This is a genomic window from Rhodanobacter sp. ANJX3, assembly GCF_014200755.1.
Taxonomy (GTDB): domain Bacteria; phylum Pseudomonadota; class Gammaproteobacteria; order Xanthomonadales; family Rhodanobacteraceae; genus Rhodanobacter.
Map to the genome: position 1 here is coordinate 1 of NZ_JACHCM010000004.1, position 18,360 is coordinate 18,360.

An 18,360-nucleotide genomic window follows, 5' to 3' on the forward strand; every position below is an offset into this window, starting at 1 on the left:
CGCCGTTGCTGCTAAAAACCTTGGTGGTAGCATCCTCGTCCTGCAGTGTGTAGGTAGCCGAGGCGCTGTTGTAGGTTAGCGTCGCCAGATTACCGCCGCCGCTTTCGGTAAACGGGCCCTTGCCTGCCGTCCCATTGAAAAGGATGGTCGAGCCATCGGCACGATAAAACTTGACGCCTGGGCAAGGACCGCCGTTGTAATTGGGGTCATAGGCGCAGGCCGTGTCCAGTGAATAGTAGGAATCGTCCGACCAAAGATTGATCCCCCGATTATGATAATAAAGCTCGTATTTCAACCCCATCTCACCAGGCAATGAAAAGAGGGGATATGTCTCGAGTTTGGTGCCTTTGCTTACGTCAATGGGCTGTCCCTGATAATTTCCGCTACAAGGACCACCGCTCTTGTCTTTGCTGGGGTCGGTGGAAGAGGCGGGATTATTGAAGGAAAACAGGTGAGCACCGTTACCGAGGCCCCAGGGTACGCTGCCGGAACTTGATGGCGTCAGCGAAAAACCCTGCCCGTAATGGGATGCTGCGTCAAAGGGTTGAGGCGGGAGGGCATGCGCAGTCACTTGCGTCGTTGGGTCGTTTTCAAAAACGTCCGCCCCATTAATTTGCTCGGAACGGTGCGGGCCATCCACTTGAGCTATCGCTATTTGCGACACGCCAATGAAAACGCAAACTGTTATCAAGATTGCTTTGAAGCGAGGTTTAAACACGGGGTCCCTTCCATCCGTAGCTTTGAGCATAAAAAAGCGCTGCGTGGTCACGCGGCGGCGTAATTAAAGGCGAACTGATCCTTCGGCCACGAACAATTCCCCGGCCAACGGCAAGTTAAGAACAAACGGTATTTCGCATGGGCGCCCAGATCGGTCGCCGCTGTCGAAGCAACGCAGCAGGGCAAATTCGGCCTGTCGAGTTACGTGCCCCAATGACAACGTCCCTATCATTACGATTCCCTTTGATCCCCTTTGGACGACTCGCTGCTGCCGCAATGAGTCATCGCCCAATTTTGCTCCCGCCAGGCAGGTCGTTGTCAACAACATTTATTCGATGCCGCCGCCCCTCGTCCGAATCGAAGATCCCGGCACAGGGTTTTATCGGCTTATCGTTGCGGACCATGGTTCGTGCGCCGAACCGACCCAGAGACTCTAATCCACCGAAACATGACGCCCCACACGCCTTCTTGTTAGTGCCGCGACCAGGTTAGCTAGCTGATCCGCTCCGCTAGCTATGTTCCATATCTCTGCAGTGACCCGCAGCGATCTCCTCCGGCACATGGCGCACACCGAGATATTCGATCAGTAGAAGCCACCGATCAAGATCAGCACGTCGGCATCCCGTCCAGCGCGGGGCCATCGGCCAGCGACAGCCGGTTGCAAGCAGCCATTGCATGCCGCAAAGCGCTCCCCGAGAGGGACAGCAATGGCATCGTTGCGACGAAAACGGCCGGGAGGCAGGAGGAATGAACGGTTGGCTATTTTTCCTGAGGGTCGGTTGGCTCCCTCTCGCAGGATGCGGCGCGGGCGAGCAGAAGGCTGCTTTCGCGTGTGTTGCGGGTAAGGGCGGCGGCGCGTTCAAACTCGACGCGGGCTTCGGAGCGGCGGCCTAATTTATAGAGCAGGTCGGCGCGGACGCTGGGCAAAAGATGGTAGCGCGCCAGTGCGGGCTCGCCTGCCAAGGCATCGACGAGCGCGAGGCCCGCCTCGGGGCCGTCGGCCATGGAAACGGCGACGGCACGATTGAGTTCGATGACGGGAGAGGGATGGACCTGAGCGAGCTCGGTGTAGAGGACGACAATGCGACGCCAGTCGGTTTCCGCTGGCGTGTGCGCGCGGGCGTGGCAGGCGGCTATCTCGGCTTGAAGCAGATAGGTGCCGCGGTTGGCGTCGATTCGGCGAGCGCGCTGGATGGCTGTCAGTCCCCGACGGATGAGCAACTGATCCCACTGGCTGCGGTTTTGCTCCAGCAGCAGCACCGCCTCGCCGGTCGCCGTGACGCGGGCGCGCGTCCGCGAGGCCTGGATCTCCATCAGGGCAACTAGTCCGTGGACTTCGGATTCGGCGGGCATGAGTTCAGCGAGGATGCGACCGAGGCGAAGCGCGTCCTCGCAGAGCGAGGGGCGCATGAGGTCGTCGCCGCTGGTGGCCGAGTAGCCCTCGTTGAAGATCAGGTAGATGACTTCGAGCACGGAGGAAAGTCGGGTAGCGAGCTCCGGGCCGTGGGGCAACTCGAACGGGATGTGCTTGTCGGCGAGGGTGCGCTTGGCGCGCACGATGCGCTGAGCGATGGTGGGTTCGGGTGTCAGGAAGGCACGCGCGATTTCCTCGGTGGTGAGACCGCCAAGGAGACGCAGTGTGAGTGCTGCACGCGACTCGGCGGGCAGCACGGGATGACAGGCGATGAAGACGAGGCGCAGGAGATCGTCGCCGATGGTGTTGTCGAGCGCGCCGTCGAGATCGGGCGAGGTTTGCTCGAGCACGTCGAGTTCGCGCGCAAGCGCTTCGTGCTTGCATCTGGCGACGGCGTTATGGCGGAAGAGATCGATGGCGCGGCGTTTGGCGGTGGCGGTGAGCCAAGCGCCGGGATTGTCGGGGACGCCGGATTGCGGCCACTGTACGAGGGCGGCGAGAAGCGCCTCCTGCGCCAGGTCTTCGGCCAGACCGACGTCGCGGGTAAAGCGAGTCAGGCCCGCGATGACTCGGGCGGACTCGATGCGCCAGACGGCTTCGACAATGCGGTGGTGATCGGTAGCAGCCACGGCTACCGATCACATCAGCTTTCAACAGGGCGTGCAATAGCAGCTACGTGTTCGATGTCTGATCCGGCAGCTCGGCGCGACGACCTACTTTGTACTGAATCTCTTCTTCGGAAAGCAGCGGAGCGAAATCTTCCATCTCGAAGATTTGGCGGATCTCGATTTCCGAGTCCCCGTAGTGAGGGTTGGGGCAGCGCTTGACCCACTCGATAGCCTCCGCCAGAGACTTCAGCTGCCAGATCCAGAAGCCGGCGACGAGCTCCTTGGTCTCCGCGAACGGGCCGTCGACGACGGTCCGCGATTTGCCGGAAAATTTGACGCGCGCCCCTTTGCAGCTGGGTTGGAGTCCATCCATGGCCAGCACGACGCCGGCCTTGATCAGCTCTTCGTTGAACTTGCTCATGTCGGCCATGAGCTGCGGATCGGGAAGTGCGCCTTCTTTTTCGGACTCGGCGGTTGCTTTGACGATAACCATGAATCGCATGGGGAAATCTCCTGTGGTTGTTCGTGATAGGGGCGCTCTAGGCGTTGGCCATTTGTTTACAACGGTGAACTCAGATGGATAGCGGCATGGACTGGCTGTCGCTCGCTTTCGAACGGGCTCACTGTTGATACGTCGAACGACGCAGGGGCTAATCGACACGACATCCGAATGTAAATCGATTATTTTTCGGCAAGGCGGAGCATGGCCCCATTTCGGCGTCGATGGAGGCTGGCTTAACCCAGGATGGCACTTCGTCCCCTTTGATCGGCCTCGATTTTGATCGGCCGCGATGCGAGCCATGTCAAAGCGGCCTCTGGCGATACCGGCACGGCACATGCAGCGCCGTGCGGATTACCTGCGAAAGCCACGCGGCGTCGTGGCGCGAGAATCAGGCAAACAGTCGCGTATGCCCAGCCCCAACGCGAACAGGCCGACAGCCGCCAACGGCGTGGCCGCGGCGGCAGACCCTTGTCCAGCGGACGGCACAACCGCCTCACAAACAGCGCACAACGCCCGAATCAGTACGCCATGAACGTCACGAACCCGCCAAGCCCCAACCGCTGTAGCTCAGCCCTATAGCCGATTTCGCCAGCCGTTGTTCCATGGCGGGTGACGACTAGACCGGCTCGAGCGTCTCGATGGCACGCGGTCGCATTGGCACGCGTTCCCCGGGCGCCAATGCCGCCGGGGCCGTGGGCTGGGTCGGATGGGTTCGACCCAGCGTGATGTTTTTCCCGGCTCGCACGTAACGGTTGGCGAACGTCCAGATCTCGCCCGTTTCGGTGATCAGCACCACCCAGTAAAGGTCGGATTCCGGGCCGTAGTCCAGCATCACGTGTGCAAAACCCTCGCCTTTGGGTGTGTTCATGGGCAGGGGCGGATTGAGCTGGATCATTGGAGGGTCTCCCGAATGTGTCCTTACGTTGGCTTTCGGGCGGTGAATGCGCCGAGAAACAATTGCATAGGCTCACTTCATTCTTCTCGCCGGCTGACATGGCAAAACCGAAGAGACCGAACCAGAAGACCCGGCGCGCGTCGCCTTGGCCTTTTCGTCTTCGTTACCGACCGATCGACGCCGTGTGCAACCTACGCGGCGATAAGTTCAAGGCGATGGACGCGCATCGATGGCGTGTGTCATTCGCCAAAGCGTGCGCATCCCATCAGGGACGGCGGCAAGGCGTGGGGTGCACTTTCCAGCCGCCGAAAACGTGCATTCGAGCGGACCCGCTTATTGGGGAGCAAGAAACTTGGACCCGGCAAACTCCGTCGCAGCGCCCCGTCAACGAGCGATAAAGGTACTGATCAGCCGACCGGCATCAAATCGGCCGTAAACAGCCGCCAGTGCTTATCGCCACCTTCAACGCAGAGATAGTTGTTTGTGCGTTGGCTTATGGATTCGTCTTTAGCGAGCATTTGAGCGAAAGCGAGGGCATCTGTGCGCGACACGAACCGCTTTTCTCCGTCTCGCGGAATGGGCACAGTCCAACCATGCGCGGCATCCGGATTGAAGGGAATGTCGAAAATCTCCATCGGTCGTTCCTCCGGCAAGTACCTTCCACGCTAGGCTCGCTACGGTGAATAGCCTGTGCAGAGAGACACGTAACGGGTGTCTTCGGGCCAGCGCTCTGCCATGTGCTGCCACGCGTTAGCATCCTCATCGGGGTGTGCGGCACGCAGTAGGTTTCATAGCCTTCGGCGATGCCGGCGTCGTTTCCGCACAGCCTCGAGATCGCGGCAAAACCCTCCATGTCGGCGGTCATGAGGGACAGGTTGCCTTTCAGCTGAAGTCGTCCGCCTGAGTGACCAAAGACTTGCTATGACGCAGGCTGACTATGCTCGACAGCTAAAGCCAGCGACTGGCCGACCGCAAGGGATTGCCACTGCTCCGTCAGCGCCAGGATTCGCTGGCGCACAGCATCGACGTCATCCGCGTCCAAGGCCAAAGGCGCGCATTGGCGAGCGCGGCAAGTGACCCGATACAAGTCGAGCATGTCGGTCGGGGAGCTGCTCCACCCCGACCAGCCGTCCGCCTGAAATACTTCGACCAGACGCTCCACCCCATCGCTCTCGGCATCGGCCTGCATCTGGAACGAGGCCGCCTCACCATCGAGCACGCGACCGACAAAGCCCCGCTTGTGCAATGTGTGCTCAACCGCGTAGTGGACCATGTCATGCGGAACGATGCCTTGCTTGGGGCAAGCCATGCTTTCGACGACAGCGCCATCCCGGATCACGTCCATCGTGTCGTGTTTTCCCGATCCCTTGGTAAAGATGAGTTGCATGATGGGCGCTCTATCGCGGAAATGGAGCGGCGGCCAAGCCGTCCGCTTTGAACGAAATATCAGAACTCAACGACACGTACATCGCCGGCGAGCTCACGTGAAAGTTGCTCTGCAAGAAGGATAGCGTCTTGAAGCGTCTCGTCTGAGCCGTGGGATGCCGTGAGCATGGCATAGGGTTTCGATCCGTCCCCGATGCACAGCTCATCAATGATGTCCTCGATCCTCGAGGCATCGATGCCGACCACCCCGACATAACTGACCCGCTCTTGGATCCATTGCGCCACGATCGCATCGAGTTCCGAGCGATAGCCGTGCAGTGAGTGAAGAATAATCTTGGACGAAGTGGCCATTGAGTGACAACGCGCGAATGGAGCGGCGGCCAAGCCGTCGGCTTTGAAGAAGTGGTCACGCCTCACGCGGGAAACGTGATTCGTACGGTGGATCGGCTTGCTCCCATTGCGCATCCACGTCGATGAGGTACGCATGGACATACTGCAGATCTACGGAAGGCGGAATGTCGACCGATATGTAGCCGCCAGTGGCGCCCTCGTAGCTGCATCCCATTGCGACGAGACGTTGCAGCAACAGCTCTGAAGCGTTGCCGTAGGAAACCGGCGGATCGACGATGATGCGGATGGTTCGATGGCCAGACCGCGTCACCACGGATTGGAACGTCGCCATGCCTTCGCGTGCGTCGAACGGCGCCCATACCGTGTCCTGCCAGGAGAGGCCGTAGGCGTAGAACGGGGAGTTGTCCAGTTTGTAATGGTCGTTGCCGATCGGCGTTGCCCAAAGCGTCTCGACGTTGGCTGCTCCCTCATGGTCTGGGACACGAAACACCACTTTCGCTGTCGGTTCGCCGCTCATCGAGTGAAGCCGACTCGGCGACTTTTCGCTTGGTCAATCATCATGCTGCACCAGCCAAAGAGTGACGACAAGAAAACCACGATATCTTCTGAAAGCGTCATGCAGGGGCCGGTATCGAGTTCTGACGATGAATCCAGGTTTGAAGACCCACCAGTAGCGGCGGTTGTCACCCCACAGCTCATTCGCCCCACGACTCATTGACGACGGCGCGCTTTCCATGAAACTCGAACACGACACGGTCGTCGTTGAACCATTGGCGACACATCGGCAACTCCCGGCGTTGCGCGCAGAAGCCGCACGAGTGGACCAAGCGTAAGCCACGTGCTCGCAATCTCGAAACCACGAAAAGAACCCTCCTCTCTGCGTAGGGGATAGGTCTTCATGATGGCTGGCGATTTATGCCTACTCGAGTTGCCTTGTAACCACGGCGAGCGGAAGAGGAATGACCACGCAGGCGCCGAACACTCCAACCGACAGAAACCATTGACGCCGATACGGCGGCAAGGCGAGTGCCAAGGCGCCTGACCGCTTTCGCTTTACGCCTCGTCGGTCGAGGCGGAGTCGAGAAACGCCATAAGCTGTTGCATCCCCGGGGAGGCGGCCGAGTGATCCTGGGCCCACGGCATCTCACGCTTCCACTGCTCCTGGCTCAGCTTCTGGATGACGCTGGCGGGCGCGTCTCGAAAACCCATGAACCACTTGCGGAAGAACCGTTGCGGCACCCGACGGCGCTCCAGTTCGACCAGCTCGTGGTGAAGGGTGGAACGGCGGATGCGCTCGTAAACGTCTTCCACATCGGCCGGGTGGCCTTCGAAGTATTGGAAAAACTGGCTGTCGCCATACAGCAGCACGCCAGTCACGTCTTTCTCCGCATTGTGAGTGCGCGCGTCCATCAGCAGCCGGTCGAGATCGGCCGGCTGCATCGGCCGGGCCGAGCGGCTCATGTATACAACGCCAATCATGTCCATCGACTGCGGCTCTTGAAGATCGGTAGCCGCCTATATTGACCGGTGCCTGGGGCGGCTGCAAATTCACAGCGTGTCCGGCCATCCCCGAAACATGGCATGCCACGCTCGGCAGATCTTGAGGGCATCGATTATCGAAACCCTGCCGGGCATGGCCGCACAACGGTGCGACCCACGCTAATCGCGACGGAATTTTTGCACGAGAATGTCGAGTCGAGCCTCTGCGCCGGCCGCCGGGATGCGCTCGGATTTTGCAAAAACGACCAGGCCGTGCAGCGCGCTCCAAAGCACTTCGGCTAAAAATACCGGCTGCTGTCGATCGGGCCCCAGCGCAGCGACCAGCTCGGCAAAGGACGCACGCAGAGCGGGCGGCGTGTGCTCGCTGGCGAATTGGATCTGGGTCGGCAAGACGAACATGGCCTCGTAAACGACCGCGTTGGAGCGAGCGAAATCGAGGTAGGCGGCACACACATTGCGCAGGACATCCGGCTTGCCTTTCTTTTTCGCCGTTTCCTTCTGCAAGCGCGCCGCGAGCTCCTCGAACCCTTTCGTCGCCACGGCGGCCATGATGTCGGCCTTGCCTTTGAAGTGGCTGTAGAGAACCGGCTGGCTGTAGTCGATCAGCGCGGCAAGCCGCCGTGTGGTCACGGCGTCCCACCCTTCGGCTTCGGCCAATTGGCGCGCTGCCGCCAGAATGAGTTCGTAGCGCTCCATGCGCTGGTTTTTTCTGCGTTCGGCGATGGTCATTCGCCCAGCCTATCGGCAGAAGAATAATTGTCAACGCTAGATTAGTGTTGACATGTTTTCTGTCAGTGCTAGTATTTCTGCAACTGACAGGAGATTCCAATGCTACATATCGGGTACGTGCTCTGCGGCCTCATCGCGGCCGGCATTCTTTTTCTCGGATCGCGCTTTTGGTGGAGCCCTGCCGCCGCGTCGGCAGAGTTCGGCATCGCCCATTCGCCACCGCCGTCGACCGGGCTGACCGCGTGGCTGTCCGTCAAGGGCACGCGGGATATCGCTGCCGGACTTTTTGTCGTGCTGCTCATGACGAATGGATCGCCGCGGCTGCTCGGCGAATTCATGCTGGTGGCGAGCCTCATCGCCTTTGGCGACATGGTGACCGTGCTTCGATCGGGCGGAAGCAAAGGCTTAGCTCTGGGCATGCATGGCTTTACAGGCTTGGTCATCGTCGCCACCGGCGCATGCCTGATCTTCGGCGCGAAGTAAAAAACTCATCCCCTCACTGACAACTGAAAAGGACCAAAACAATGACAAACGCAATGACAACGGATCTGGTCAAGCTCGGACATCTCTTTGCCGACATCATGACCAGCCACGATCTGTCGCGCCTCGACGAGATCAAGGCACCCGACTACGTAAACCACAACGCCTTCGCCGAACCGGGACTGGAGGGTTCGAAGAAAGTGTTGGGAGCCATCATCGCGGGCGTGCCCGACCTCAAAGTCACGGCGGAAGACGTCTTCGCGTCGGCGGATGGCTCGCGCGTCGTCGGCCGTTACCGGTACGAGGGCACGCATACCGGAAACCTCCTCGGCTACCCCGCCACGGGCAACCCCTTCGTCATGCGCTCGATCGATATCTGGCGGGTCGAGAACGGCCGTTTTGTCGAGCATTGGGACGAGCTCAACACCCTCGACGTCTTCATTCAGATGGGCGCCGTGCAGCCGCCTCGCCAGCCGTAACTCTATACGTCCGCAGCGAGGCGATGCCGGGACGGTAGCGAAGCGCATCGTTGTCGGACGTCCAGTGCCGCGCAGCGTCGTGACGATCGGGCCGGCAGATCAGTTTTATCGGCGCCGTATCGGTTCGTCCGCTGTCGCACACGCGATGCCTGCCGCGACCTGCACGTACCCGTGGTTGCCGACGGCACCCTCGCCCTCTTCTATCCGCCACAGGAATCCATCATGCGAACCTTTGAACTTCGGGTCTACACGATGCGCACGAAAGAGGCGCTCGATTTTTACGTCGGGACCGTCTTTCCCCGCCACCTTCACAATTTTCCCTCGTTCGGCGTCGAGGCTCACGGCGTATGGACGGCCAAGGCCGATGTCACGCCCCGAGCCTTCGTGCTGGTTTCCTACGCAGAGGGCGACGATCCTGGCGAGGTCGCGCAGCGCTACATACAAAGCCCGGAGGCGGCGAACGACGCGCGCGGCTTCGATGTCGCCGACATCCTGGGTGTCGAATCGACGGTCTTGATGCCGGCGGCGGGGTCGCCATTCGGATAATCGCAATGGTGTGGCGGAAAAGCACACGCGTTATCGTCGTCTGACTCGCCAGCTGGCAGGCTCGCCGAAGGCAACGCTGGTCTGGATAAAGAACGCCTGGCGAACCATCGCGGATCGAGCGGCAGAGCCAACACTCACCATGGCGAATTTCGGGCGAGCTACTCGTGGCCGCCTTCCGCTGGAGATGCGATATGCACGATGAAGTCTGCAAACAGCCTTCGGGCAAATTTATCCCCGTCGTCGATTTTTCTCGCTGCGAAGCCAAAGGGCCTTGCGTGGAGGTATGCCCTTACGACGTGTTCGCCATTCGCAGCATCGAACCCGCCGACTACGCCAAGCTGGGATTTTTATCGAAGCTTAAAAATCGCGTTCACGGCGGAAGAGTCGCCTACACGCCCAACGCGGATCAATGCCGCGCGTGCGGCCTGTGCGTCAAGGCGTGTCCGGAGCACGCCATCAAGCTCGTCAAAGCAATTGCCTGATTTTTGCGTGCGCGCTGCCGCGAGTGCGTAAGGCGGTTAGCGGCCGAGCCGTTCGGACCGATAGAAACGCTCGAGTTCGCGCGTCGTTGCCAGCCTGATCTTCGGCAAGCTGATACGGTCGAATAGTTCTTTGTAGCGCCGGCGGTTCTCTCGGGTAACGATCGCGATATGGCGGATCATCGCCCATCGGACGCTGTTCCGGCTCCCCTCGAGATCGCCGGGCCGATCGCGCTCGAACCACGATCGGCGGAGGTAGCGTAAAAGGCTGGTTGCGGTTGCGGCGTCCAGCAGGATGAATCCGGTTGCCCGTGCCAGCCGCTGCGGCAGGCAGCGAGAATAGTTGCCCTCCATGACCCAGCTCGCGCCCACAATCGCCTCATCGTGCCGGGCGATGAACTCTTCGGGCGGCCGAGGCTGCCAATTCGTTTGCGGGAAATGGTAAAGCTGGTCCAGGTGGATGGGTGTCAGCCCGCGCGCCCGCCCGATGGCGGCCGCCAAAGTCGACTTGCCGCTGTTCGACGGCCCCATCACGCAGATACGCGGTCCGAGAGAATCAAGAATCATAAGTACGGGCTCGATACTCGGTCATACATTGGGGACGAAAGGCATGCCGCGACGATGGCCACTGTTCCATCGAATCACCTGATGGAACAGCCAGGACATCCCTCACCATCGCGCATGGACCCGCTCGGTGGGTTCGCGTGAAAACGTAAGGAAACCCCAACTCTGCCCCCACTTCCGGATCGGATATTACTTCGATGTCGCTGCCGACTTGATGAACTCGACGCGCCTGAAACGCAGCGCCGACCAATCGTCATCGATGGCCAACGCGCGAACCGTATCGAATCCCAAACGACGAATGACGCGCCACACCGTATCCCGGTTGAAATCGCACGTGTACTTTTTGGACGTGCCCTTCGGATAGGCGAACCACAGCAACGCGTCACCCTTGAGTTTGTCGGCAAGGGCCGGGGAAATAGCGTCGACCTCGCTCTGCCGCTTGGCGAACACGAGCGCAAAAGAAACGGCCTCTACCTTCTGAAGATCGCGCAGCACGGCAACACCGTTAAGCGCGGCCAGCTCGGCCCGAAAGACGCCGGCGCGTTGACCACCACGATCTCCCCGTGGTCTTTAAGGTTTAGCTTCTCGAAGACCGAACCCATGCCGAGCTCCTGAGATGGCTTGATGCCGAAATAGCTGTGCAAGGCAATGTCCACCCCGCGCGAATCACCATGCGGTAACTGCCAGCGACCGACATCAGGGAACGCGAGGATAGTGCGGAATGGCCTGACTCAGGCAAACCCACGGCTGTGCACTGGCCGTCCAGATGTCCAGCATCGGCTGAAACGCCGACGCGTCATCCAGGCTAGCAAAGCGCACAGACTGGAATCCCGGGTTGGCATCGCCGCGCGTGAACAACGGCGAGCCGCACTCAGGGCAGAAGCTGCGCGTCGCGAGCGCGCCGCTGCCCGCGCGCACCGAATACGTTTTCGGCGTGCCGGTGATCTCCATATCCGCGGCCGCCACGATAAAACCCGACGCGAACGGCGCACCGCTGGCACGCTGACAATCCAGACAGTGGCAATTGAGCATGGCGATGGGCGCACGTGAACACACGTAACGAATCGCCCCACAGGCGCACCCGCCGGAAAAGGGAGCCGTCATACCGAAGTTTCCTTGCTGCCTGACGCTTCAAAAAAGATATCAGGAAAAACTCGACTCAGTCAGTGACGCACTCAATTTGTCCCTGACACTTTATCCGCCTCTGCCAGGTTGTCCTTAACCGCAAGGGTACCCGGAGGCTGCCGCTCTTGCGAAGCGAACGCTGCTTCTTTCCACACTCTCTTGAAGATGCCCTTGAGTGCCGGCTTGAGATGCGCCAGCGTCTGCTCCTGGGGCGCGCCCATCGCAATGGAAACGATGGCCTGCATATGCAGCACTTCCGGCTCGGAGACATAGCCTTGCTGGCGCCAACGCCAGCCGCTGGTGCGGCCATCGGAGAAGTGACTGAAATGGAAGCGCGTATTGGCAAGAAATACGCCGAAGCCCAGATAGACGGCCGCGAGGTCGGTGGCGATTTCCCACACGTCCCAACCGCCCGGCGGCGGCTCCGGAAAACGTGCCGTGCGGTAGTGCGCCAACTCGTGAGCGAAGGTCGCCACTAGCGCGACCGGGTCGGCCAACTGGTCCGGATGGTAAGTGATCAACGCACCCTCGTCGCCCAATGCGCGATACGTCCCCGCGGGTGACTGCGGTGCACCCTGCACGAACGCATACGTAGAGACCCTCGGGTCAGGATCGCCCTCCTGCAGCTGTAACGCGCACGGCCAGTCGGCCATGCCCGCATGCGCCTTGACCTGCTCGAAGACCGCTTCGGCAAAAGCCGCGTCGTGCCTTCCTCGCTGGGGAAAGAACTCCCGCGTCGGCAGAATGAGCCTGCGCGAACGCAAAGCTTCCAGTCCACCCGTATGCCGCACCAACCAGTCGAAGCAGTCAAACTGCCATGCCGTCAACTCGGCATCGAGCAGCGCTTCCTTGCGAAACCATCCGAACATGGAACCCCCGAACGTCAAAGCGATGCGTTTTAGCCTGGAGCATATTCAAGTTTATAAAAGAGATATCACGACCGCTTCTCAAAGTCTTCTTCTAGCTTGTTCCTGATACCTTTTCACGAGGCGGAAAGTCTATTCTGACCCTTGTTTCTCCAGAGCTCGTTGAAACCGCGGTACCCGGCAATCGAGAGTGACTTCAAAAAGCTCAAGGGGAACCTCCAAGGTTAAGCGGTGCAGCTGGGTTATGTTGTCGACATACCATAAGCGTGGCTTGATATATGCGCAGAGGCTTCAGTGAGTTCTATCGCAGAGCAAACGTTAACTTCGGAAAAGTTGCCTATACAACCTTTCAGTGTGGCGTGCCTCATTGAACCCCCATGCGATCGTCCACACGATGCCGCTGCCGAGATACCTAACGGATTAAACGAACTGCTCTCGGCAGCGCTTGAGATAACTTGTGACACCTATCTATCGCGTTTCTGCAGATAACAAATACATCGCCAGCGAAAATCTGACCTCAGCGCAGGCGCCTACGCAGAGTCGACTCGGTGTCTTCGTCACTGGCTTCTCGCTCGTAAGTTCTGACAATGCCCATGAGCAACTTTGAGGATACAAACGGATGTGAGATCTGCAACGCCTTGGCCCAACCCCGGTACTTCTCCGCCAAGCCCCGTTCCTGGTCACCACCTTCACCCCGCCAGTGGACACCCCGCAAGTTGTACAAGCCCGTATGTGCGCCATGCATCATGTCCTCAAGTTGCAGTTCTTCCATGACATCGCGGACAGGCTTGCAAGGCCACACCCCGTCCTCTCCGGCTGGAGCGTGTGCCAAGAGCTTGCCAATCGATACATCGGCAATTTCCGTCCGATCGAGTTCAGCTGCCATTTTTCGAACCGTCGCGATCCACCTTGAAAGCCGGGATGCGTCTAAGTTGCCTAGATCATCATGGCCAGGGATACGACGGATTGCCTCCAACAGATGATGGCCGCGTTTCGCCATCTCTATTACTCGATCGGGCGCGATTCGGAACGGCTCAGGGTCAGTTTGCTTGTCTCTTCGCGGGTAAGCCCAAACAAGAGCATGCACGTACATTTCCGGATTGGCATCGATATGCCGCTCTAGATTGGGAATGCCATAGCCACCACCCCCACCTCCAAGTTCTCTGAGGCCTTCCATGTAGGCGAACTCCAAGGACGCCATCTTGTCGATGGTAAATCGCCCGCTTGAATCAAGGCGTTTAAAGGCCTCTGCAATATGGTATGTGTCGAGCTGGTACTCACCCGCCTTATCGTTTCCATCTTTGGCGATCGCCGACATCAGGCTAAAGAGCAACTCCACATCGAGAATCTCCAGGTCGTACTTGACACTGTAAAACCCTGCACGCGGACGACGAGCGTTGATCAGCCTCATCACTCCCTCTTGCTCTTCGTCTGCCTCTCCCCGCTTAAAGTTCGGCCTGACCTCTTCCCAATACTTACTCGCAGCTTCCTTTCCGAGGCCGTCAACTAGCTTCCATGTGCTTCTTACAAATGGCGCTAGCATCAACAACCGTGCCCTTTCAAATTCTGAGCGGGTGGCAGAAACAGCCTCAATCACAGCCTGGCGTCTCGCATCGTCCGCAATTGCATGCAGCGCCCCTTCAATTACGTTGGCATACGATGTTATCTCCGACACACCTTGCACCACTGCATCAAATGCTGCCGTCAGGAGCGATTTCAGGTCACTCTCCATCCCTATCGCTTCGGGAGCCAGCACTCCGACAACCCACGACGCACGGCCGCGACTCGCCAGCTCCAGCAACCCCGTAGCCCCCACAGACCCATAAACCTCTCGCAGCGCGCTGATGCGCAGAGCGCGAAGCCTCTTCTCGCGCTCCTGATAGTCGATCTTTTCGACATCTTCTAATTCATCGGCAGATTCATCGACCCAGTGATCCTTGAACAGCCACAGATGCTTGTTGACGATCCCTGTGGGCTCGAGCGCCTGGAACGCTGCCTTAGCTGCGGTCACCAGCGCCTTGTCGCCCCCTTTCCTCTTTTCTTGCAAAGCTGCGCGTCTTGATAACGCAGACGTGCGAATTTTTTCGCGCAATAAGGCTTTGTCTGAGTCACTCGCTGAGCCGACTCCCCAAACAACAACCAAGTCCCACACCCTGACTTGGTGCTCAGGCGACAAGAGCTGCATACGCTCCACCAGATCAGAAAGTGTCTCAAGCGAGTGCTCCGCCCGCGAAAGTGCGAGTTCCACCATGTCGCGCTGAAAAGCGTGGACAGGGCCCCACGTCGGAAACGGCTCTCCAAATCCATAACCATCTGGGCGCCATCGAGGTTTGTGGCTGTAGTGCCCGGATCCGTGATGCACTAACTGGCCCATACAGATCTCCCAGCCAATGCGAGGAAATTTCTGCGCCAGCATCTTCACCACGTTGACACGAGTCTTGTGGTCGGCCGCGGTTTGTGGCATCCATGCACGAAAGATCGACTGCAACGAATTGATCGGCTTATTGATCCAGTTGTCGCTGATTTCGACACTAGCGAGCAGTGCAAGCACCAAGGCAGTTCGCGGCAGTAGATCCGGATTCCATGCCAGCCCTTCCAAGGCCCACAGCAATCCGGTGCGGACTGGGCTGCTGAAGAAGTCCCCACTTACTGGCCTCATCAACCCCAGCGATGCCGGTGAGTAGGTTCGGAGATCGCGTTCGATGATCTCTAGGAATTCCTCGGGCGCCGCTTCTGCGTAAAGGGGCAAGTCGCGATCATTCGCTTCGAGGGCGCGAGTCGTCAGCGGGTCAGGGAGTAGCTCGCGCACCACCCTTACCGCTTCCAACTCAGTATCCACCCCAAGTCGAGCCTTGAAGAGTTGGGGGCCTTGCACTGCGAGCAAGACCAGCGTCTCCGAGATGCCTTCACGGAAGGCGCTGGAGAACTGGCGTGTTTTCCCGTGTATAGAAGCCGCCCAACGCTCGCTCTCTTCGAGGTCAAGTGAAGGATCGTCTTCCCCCAAAACTTGCCGCGCCACTTGGAAAAAGGCATGTAGGTCGTCTTGGGTTACGACACCGGCAATCGCGTGCAGAAGGTCAAGCTTGGACACAACGCCGCGAAACGTACCGATTGACCAAGTCGGCGCATCGTCCAGCAAGATCAGACCCTGACAATCTTTTTCTAGTTCCACGTAGCTCTTACCACCAGCAACAAGAGACAGGGCGCTCCTATCCGCTTCATTGGTGCTATCCCACGCACCGACGAACAGGAAGGGAACCAGCTTCCTTGCCAATGGAAGATCGCCTGCCCATTGCGGCACTTTAATGGCAGGCACCGTTGAAAGCTGACGTCGCAGCACCGTCAGCGAACGACCTGAATCGGATGAAAGCCTACCGATTTCGTCGCGCTGCTTGCCCATCGCTTCCAATGCAGCTTCGAAAACTTCGTGGCTTGCAGGTTCGAGAACCACATCAGGCTTTCCCGGGGCTGCATTACGGGGGTAGATCGCGATCGTGTGCAGGTTCTTGGCATAGGGGGCGAACTCTCGCTCCACATCACGCGAGTGAGTAACCGCAATAAACCCTTGCGCGGAAGCAGCCAAACCAGGAAAAACTCCCGGCTTGTCAAAAACCAAGACACGATCGCGAAAGGCTTGAAGCTCCTCGTCGCCAGTCAGCAGCTGCGCAAGGAAGGCTGTAGCCTCTTCGTGCGAGTCTGCCGCCAGCAAAATCAGACCGTCGCTTGGCTTGGAGAGTCGCGACCTGATTGTTCGATTGCTCGCCTCGATCGCGGACTTGAACAGCATTCCGGACAAAGGTGGCGATGACACATTCGCCCAATCGGCCCAGCAATTGTCGAGCGTACGGACATCGCGCGACGGACGATTAGTTTCGTTGGCAAACCAAGCTTGACCTTGCAGGGACTGTTCGAGCCACTGCTCCAGATCACTGGCGTCGTAAACCAGAACGTCTTTCCAATGGCCAAGCTGCTTCTTTTCCTTGCTCCACGCATCCTTTGCCGTCCAGCGACGTGGAGAAACGAACACGAAGGTCATCTCGGCGCGCTCGCCTGCATCCATCCCACCGACACTCTTGTCGAAATCGTGGTCTGCCTTGCGTTTCGCGTTTTCGTCAGTTCCGAATTCCCACGCAGACCGTCCGCTTGGAACCCACGGGCTACCTTCATTTGCTTCCACCTGACCATCACAGCCTTTTCGCTGGGAATCGTCATTGCCCGGAAAATCGACCTTCGTAAGGCCCCTTCCGGTGGAATGCACCAGTGTCCGAAGTAGCACGGCCAATCGAGCGCGTGCCTGGAGGTTGTTTGTTGCCCAGGCCTCAATGTCGTTGGCTTTGATCTGCAGGAAGGGAGGCACGTACGCTGCAATATTGGCGGGAGCGGTGCGACTTCGTGCTTGGGCCGCGTCAAAGCGCGTCTGCATTTCCATCAAATCGGCCCTAGGCACTTGGAAAGCTTTCTCCAGGCGCGAGGCCATCTCTGGTGAGAGGGAGGCATTGCCGTTGAGGAGGTTTGAAAGCGCCGGGCGCCCCACCCCCATGAGCTTGGCTGCCTTAGTAACCGACATGCCACGCGGAATTACCTCGGCCCGAATCCGGCTTCCGGGATGGGCTGCGTCATCTTGGGGTGCCATGGCTGCCTCCTTGAAAAGCCGACACGGAAAATGTAGTGTGTTGCGCTACACAGCACAAATAGCATCACCGAACCGACTACAGGTTGTCGAAGGTGGCTGTTCAATGAAAAAGGGCCCGCTTGGGCCCTCTAGGTGCTCGGTATATCCAGTAGCACTTTATGAAGTAAGCGCTAGCGACTTATGGACCCCCAACTAGTTATGCCCCCCCCCCGACTAGCGCCTTTTGGGTATCCCCACAACAACGCCCACCATTACGCCAGTCATTTACTTAACCGCACTTCGAATACCCACAATTCAAACACGTCTGACACCCGTCCATCAGCACCAGCGCCTGCGTATTGCACTTGGCGCAGAGCGTGGCACCCGGAGGGAAGCCGGCAGCGTTGAGCTTGGGTTTGCTGTCGCTGGCTGGCGCTGCCGCGACCGGCGCTGCAGTTACCTCAGAGTTTTTTTTTGCGGTGGCGGCCTCGTAGGCGGCGCGCTTGTCGGCGATGAGCTGGCGGGTGGATTCGTCCATCTCGGGGTCGTGGATCATGCCGATGTTTTTCATGTGCTGCTCCACCACCGAGCCGATCTCGGCGACGATGCTGGGCATGTAGACGCCGCCGGACTTGAAGTAGCCGCCGCGCGGGTCGAAGACGGCCTTCATCTCCTCGACCAGGAAGGTGACGTCGCCGCCCTTGCGGAACACGGCGGACATGATGCGGGTGAGCGCCACGATCCACTGGAAATGGTCCATGTTTTTCGAGTTGATGAAGATCTCGAACGGGCGGCGCTGCTCGTGCGGCGTGCCGGCGTTGAGCACGATGTCGTTGATGGTGACGTAGAGCGCGTGCTCGAACAGCGGCGACTTGATCTTGAAGGTGGAGCCGACCAGCGTGTCGGGGCGCTCCACGCTTTCGTGCATCTGGATCACTTCGGCCATCGGCGGCTCTTTGGCCGTAGCCGGTGCAGCAACTGCGGCAACCTTGTCTTCGGGTTTGACCACGTTGTAGCCGGTGATCTTTTTGTCGATTTTGGTCGCCATGATGTTCTTCTGTGTTGGGGCGTTATAGAGGTAGATATGGTGCTTGCGGGCAGCGAATG

21 protein-coding genes are annotated in these 18,360 nt (G+C 59.1%); 4 read left to right on the top strand and 17 right to left on the bottom strand.

Going from position 1 to position 18,360, the window contains the following annotated elements; all coding sequences use genetic code 11:
• From HDE76_RS11795 to HDE76_RS11840, 10 genes are all read right to left on the bottom strand, one after another.
• On the bottom strand, positions 1-718 hold a 718-nt coding region (locus tag HDE76_RS11795; RefSeq protein WP_184507813.1), incomplete at its 3' end, for a hypothetical protein.
• 758 nt (positions 719-1,476) lie between these two features.
• Positions 1,477-2,760 carry an RNA polymerase sigma factor gene (locus HDE76_RS11800; RefSeq protein ID WP_184507816.1) on the bottom strand — a complete coding sequence of 428 codons (1,284 nt, stop codon included), beginning with the start codon at positions 2,758-2,760 and terminating at the stop codon, positions 1,477-1,479.
• A gap of 43 nt (positions 2,761-2,803) precedes the next feature.
• On the bottom strand, positions 2,804-3,241 hold the full coding sequence (locus HDE76_RS11805) for a YciI family protein (protein ID WP_184507819.1): 438 nt from the start codon (positions 3,239-3,241) through the stop codon (positions 2,804-2,806).
• A gap of 616 nt (positions 3,242-3,857) precedes the next feature.
• Positions 3,858-4,136: a hypothetical protein gene (locus HDE76_RS11810; RefSeq protein WP_184507823.1), complete on the bottom strand. Its 279-nt coding sequence runs from the start codon at positions 4,134-4,136 to the stop codon at positions 3,858-3,860.
• A gap of 407 nt (positions 4,137-4,543) precedes the next feature.
• The gene (locus tag HDE76_RS11815) at positions 4,544-4,771 is read right to left on the bottom strand and encodes a hypothetical protein (protein ID WP_179482981.1); all 228 of its coding nucleotides are present in this window, start codon (positions 4,769-4,771) and stop codon (positions 4,544-4,546) included.
• 284 nt (positions 4,772-5,055) lie between these two features.
• Entirely contained in the window at positions 5,056-5,523 is a 468-nt protein-coding gene (locus HDE76_RS11820) for a hypothetical protein (protein WP_184507826.1), read from the bottom strand.
• 59 nt (positions 5,524-5,582) lie between these two features.
• Positions 5,583-5,939 (bottom strand): hypothetical protein, encoded by a 357-nt coding sequence (locus HDE76_RS11825; RefSeq protein WP_343205700.1) that lies wholly within the window; start codon positions 5,937-5,939, stop codon positions 5,583-5,585.
• The gene (locus tag HDE76_RS11830) at positions 5,929-6,390 is read right to left on the bottom strand and encodes a DUF4265 domain-containing protein (protein WP_184507829.1); all 462 of its coding nucleotides are present in this window, start codon (positions 6,388-6,390) and stop codon (positions 5,929-5,931) included. Before HDE76_RS11830 ends, HDE76_RS11825 begins: the two co-directional genes overlap by 11 nt.
• 536 nt (positions 6,391-6,926) lie before the next feature.
• The gene (locus HDE76_RS11835; RefSeq protein ID WP_343205701.1) at positions 6,927-7,358 is read right to left on the bottom strand and encodes a BLUF domain-containing protein; all 432 of its coding nucleotides are present in this window, start codon (positions 7,356-7,358) and stop codon (positions 6,927-6,929) included.
• Between the two features lie 174 nt (positions 7,359-7,532).
• A complete protein-coding gene (locus tag HDE76_RS11840; protein WP_179482991.1) occupies positions 7,533-8,102 on the bottom strand; it encodes a TetR/AcrR family transcriptional regulator in 570 nt (189 codons plus the stop codon).
• Positions 8,103-8,201: 99 nt separating this feature from the next.
• On the opposite strand from HDE76_RS11840, the gene HDE76_RS11845 reads away from it, so the two are divergent.
• The 4 genes from HDE76_RS11845 (at position 8,202) to HDE76_RS11860 (ending at position 10,089) form a co-directional block, all read left to right on the top strand.
• Positions 8,202-8,585 carry a DUF4267 domain-containing protein gene (locus HDE76_RS11845; protein ID WP_184507832.1) on the top strand — a complete coding sequence of 128 codons (384 nt, stop codon included), beginning with the start codon at positions 8,202-8,204 and terminating at the stop codon, positions 8,583-8,585.
• 53 nt (positions 8,586-8,638) lie between these two features.
• Positions 8,639-9,061: an ester cyclase gene (locus tag HDE76_RS11850; protein WP_179483033.1), complete on the top strand. Its 423-nt coding sequence runs from the start codon at positions 8,639-8,641 to the stop codon at positions 9,059-9,061.
• 222 nt (positions 9,062-9,283) lie between these two features.
• Positions 9,284-9,607 (top strand): NIPSNAP family protein, encoded by a 324-nt coding sequence (locus tag HDE76_RS11855; RefSeq protein ID WP_184507835.1) that lies wholly within the window; start codon positions 9,284-9,286, stop codon positions 9,605-9,607.
• Positions 9,608-9,798: 191 nt separating this feature from the next.
• Complete coding sequence (locus tag HDE76_RS11860; RefSeq protein WP_179482997.1) at positions 9,799-10,089, top strand: ferredoxin family protein; 291 nt, start codon at positions 9,799-9,801, stop codon at positions 10,087-10,089.
• A 36-nt stretch (positions 10,090-10,125) separates the two neighbouring features.
• On the opposite strand, the gene HDE76_RS20775 is transcribed toward HDE76_RS11860, so the two are convergent.
• From HDE76_RS20775 to HDE76_RS11895, 7 genes are all read right to left on the bottom strand, one after another.
• Positions 10,126-10,653: an AAA family ATPase gene (locus tag HDE76_RS20775; protein WP_184507838.1), complete on the bottom strand. Its 528-nt coding sequence runs from the start codon at positions 10,651-10,653 to the stop codon at positions 10,126-10,128.
• A 186-nt stretch (positions 10,654-10,839) separates the two neighbouring features.
• Positions 10,840-11,145, bottom strand: a complete 306-nt coding sequence (locus HDE76_RS11870; RefSeq protein WP_184507841.1) for a hypothetical protein — start codon at positions 11,143-11,145, stop codon at positions 10,840-10,842.
• Complete coding sequence (locus HDE76_RS11875) at positions 11,121-11,294, bottom strand: hypothetical protein (protein ID WP_184507844.1); 174 nt, start codon at positions 11,292-11,294, stop codon at positions 11,121-11,123. Before HDE76_RS11875 ends, HDE76_RS11870 begins: the two co-directional genes overlap by 25 nt.
• A 52-nt stretch (positions 11,295-11,346) precedes the next feature.
• Positions 11,347-11,754 (bottom strand): GFA family protein, encoded by a 408-nt coding sequence (locus HDE76_RS11880; protein WP_184507847.1) that lies wholly within the window; start codon positions 11,752-11,754, stop codon positions 11,347-11,349.
• 71 nt (positions 11,755-11,825) lie between these two features.
• The gene (locus HDE76_RS11885; RefSeq protein WP_184507849.1) at positions 11,826-12,644 is read right to left on the bottom strand and encodes a hypothetical protein; all 819 of its coding nucleotides are present in this window, start codon (positions 12,642-12,644) and stop codon (positions 11,826-11,828) included.
• A 514-nt stretch (positions 12,645-13,158) separates the two neighbouring features.
• Entirely contained in the window at positions 13,159-17,274 is a 4,116-nt protein-coding gene (locus HDE76_RS11890) for a HigA family addiction module antitoxin (RefSeq protein WP_184507852.1), read from the bottom strand.
• A 268-nt stretch (positions 17,275-17,542) separates the two neighbouring features.
• A complete protein-coding gene (locus HDE76_RS11895; protein WP_184507855.1) occupies positions 17,543-18,301 on the bottom strand; it encodes an NrdJb in 759 nt (252 codons plus the stop codon).
• Positions 18,302-18,360 lie beyond the last annotated feature (59 nt).

Excerpts from the sequence above, each read along its gene's own strand:
- HDE76_RS11805 (WP_184507819.1), bottom strand. The coding sequence starts at position 3,241 with ATGCGATTCATGGTTATCGTCAAAGCAACCGCCGAGTCCGAAAAAGAA.
- HDE76_RS11810 (WP_184507823.1), bottom strand. The coding sequence starts at position 4,136 with ATGATCCAGCTCAATCCGCCCCTGCCCATGAACACACCCAAAGGCGAG.
- HDE76_RS11815 (WP_179482981.1), bottom strand. The coding sequence starts at position 4,771 with ATGGAGATTTTCGACATTCCCTTCAATCCGGATGCCGCGCATGGTTGG.
- HDE76_RS11820 (WP_184507826.1), bottom strand. The coding sequence starts at position 5,523 with ATGCAACTCATCTTTACCAAGGGATCGGGAAAACACGACACGATGGAC.
- HDE76_RS11830 (WP_184507829.1), bottom strand. The coding sequence starts at position 6,390 with ATGAGCGGCGAACCGACAGCGAAAGTGGTGTTTCGTGTCCCAGACCAT.
- HDE76_RS11835 (WP_343205701.1), bottom strand. The coding sequence starts at position 7,358 with ATGGACATGATTGGCGTTGTATACATGAGCCGCTCGGCCCGGCCGATG.
- HDE76_RS11840 (WP_179482991.1), bottom strand. The coding sequence starts at position 8,102 with ATGACCATCGCCGAACGCAGAAAAAACCAGCGCATGGAGCGCTACGAA.
- HDE76_RS11845 (WP_184507832.1), top strand. The coding sequence starts at position 8,202 with ATGCTACATATCGGGTACGTGCTCTGCGGCCTCATCGCGGCCGGCATT.
- HDE76_RS11850 (WP_179483033.1), top strand. The coding sequence starts at position 8,639 with ATGACAACGGATCTGGTCAAGCTCGGACATCTCTTTGCCGACATCATG.
- HDE76_RS11855 (WP_184507835.1), top strand. The coding sequence starts at position 9,284 with ATGCGAACCTTTGAACTTCGGGTCTACACGATGCGCACGAAAGAGGCG.
- HDE76_RS11860 (WP_179482997.1), top strand. The coding sequence starts at position 9,799 with ATGCACGATGAAGTCTGCAAACAGCCTTCGGGCAAATTTATCCCCGTC.
- HDE76_RS20775 (WP_184507838.1), bottom strand. The coding sequence starts at position 10,653 with ATGATTCTTGATTCTCTCGGACCGCGTATCTGCGTGATGGGGCCGTCG.
- HDE76_RS11880 (WP_184507847.1), bottom strand. The coding sequence starts at position 11,754 with ATGACGGCTCCCTTTTCCGGCGGGTGCGCCTGTGGGGCGATTCGTTAC.
- HDE76_RS11885 (WP_184507849.1), bottom strand. The coding sequence starts at position 12,644 with ATGTTCGGATGGTTTCGCAAGGAAGCGCTGCTCGATGCCGAGTTGACG.
- HDE76_RS11890 (WP_184507852.1), bottom strand. The coding sequence starts at position 17,274 with ATGGCACCCCAAGATGACGCAGCCCATCCCGGAAGCCGGATTCGGGCC.
- HDE76_RS11895 (WP_184507855.1), bottom strand. The coding sequence starts at position 18,301 with ATGGCGACCAAAATCGACAAAAAGATCACCGGCTACAACGTGGTCAAA.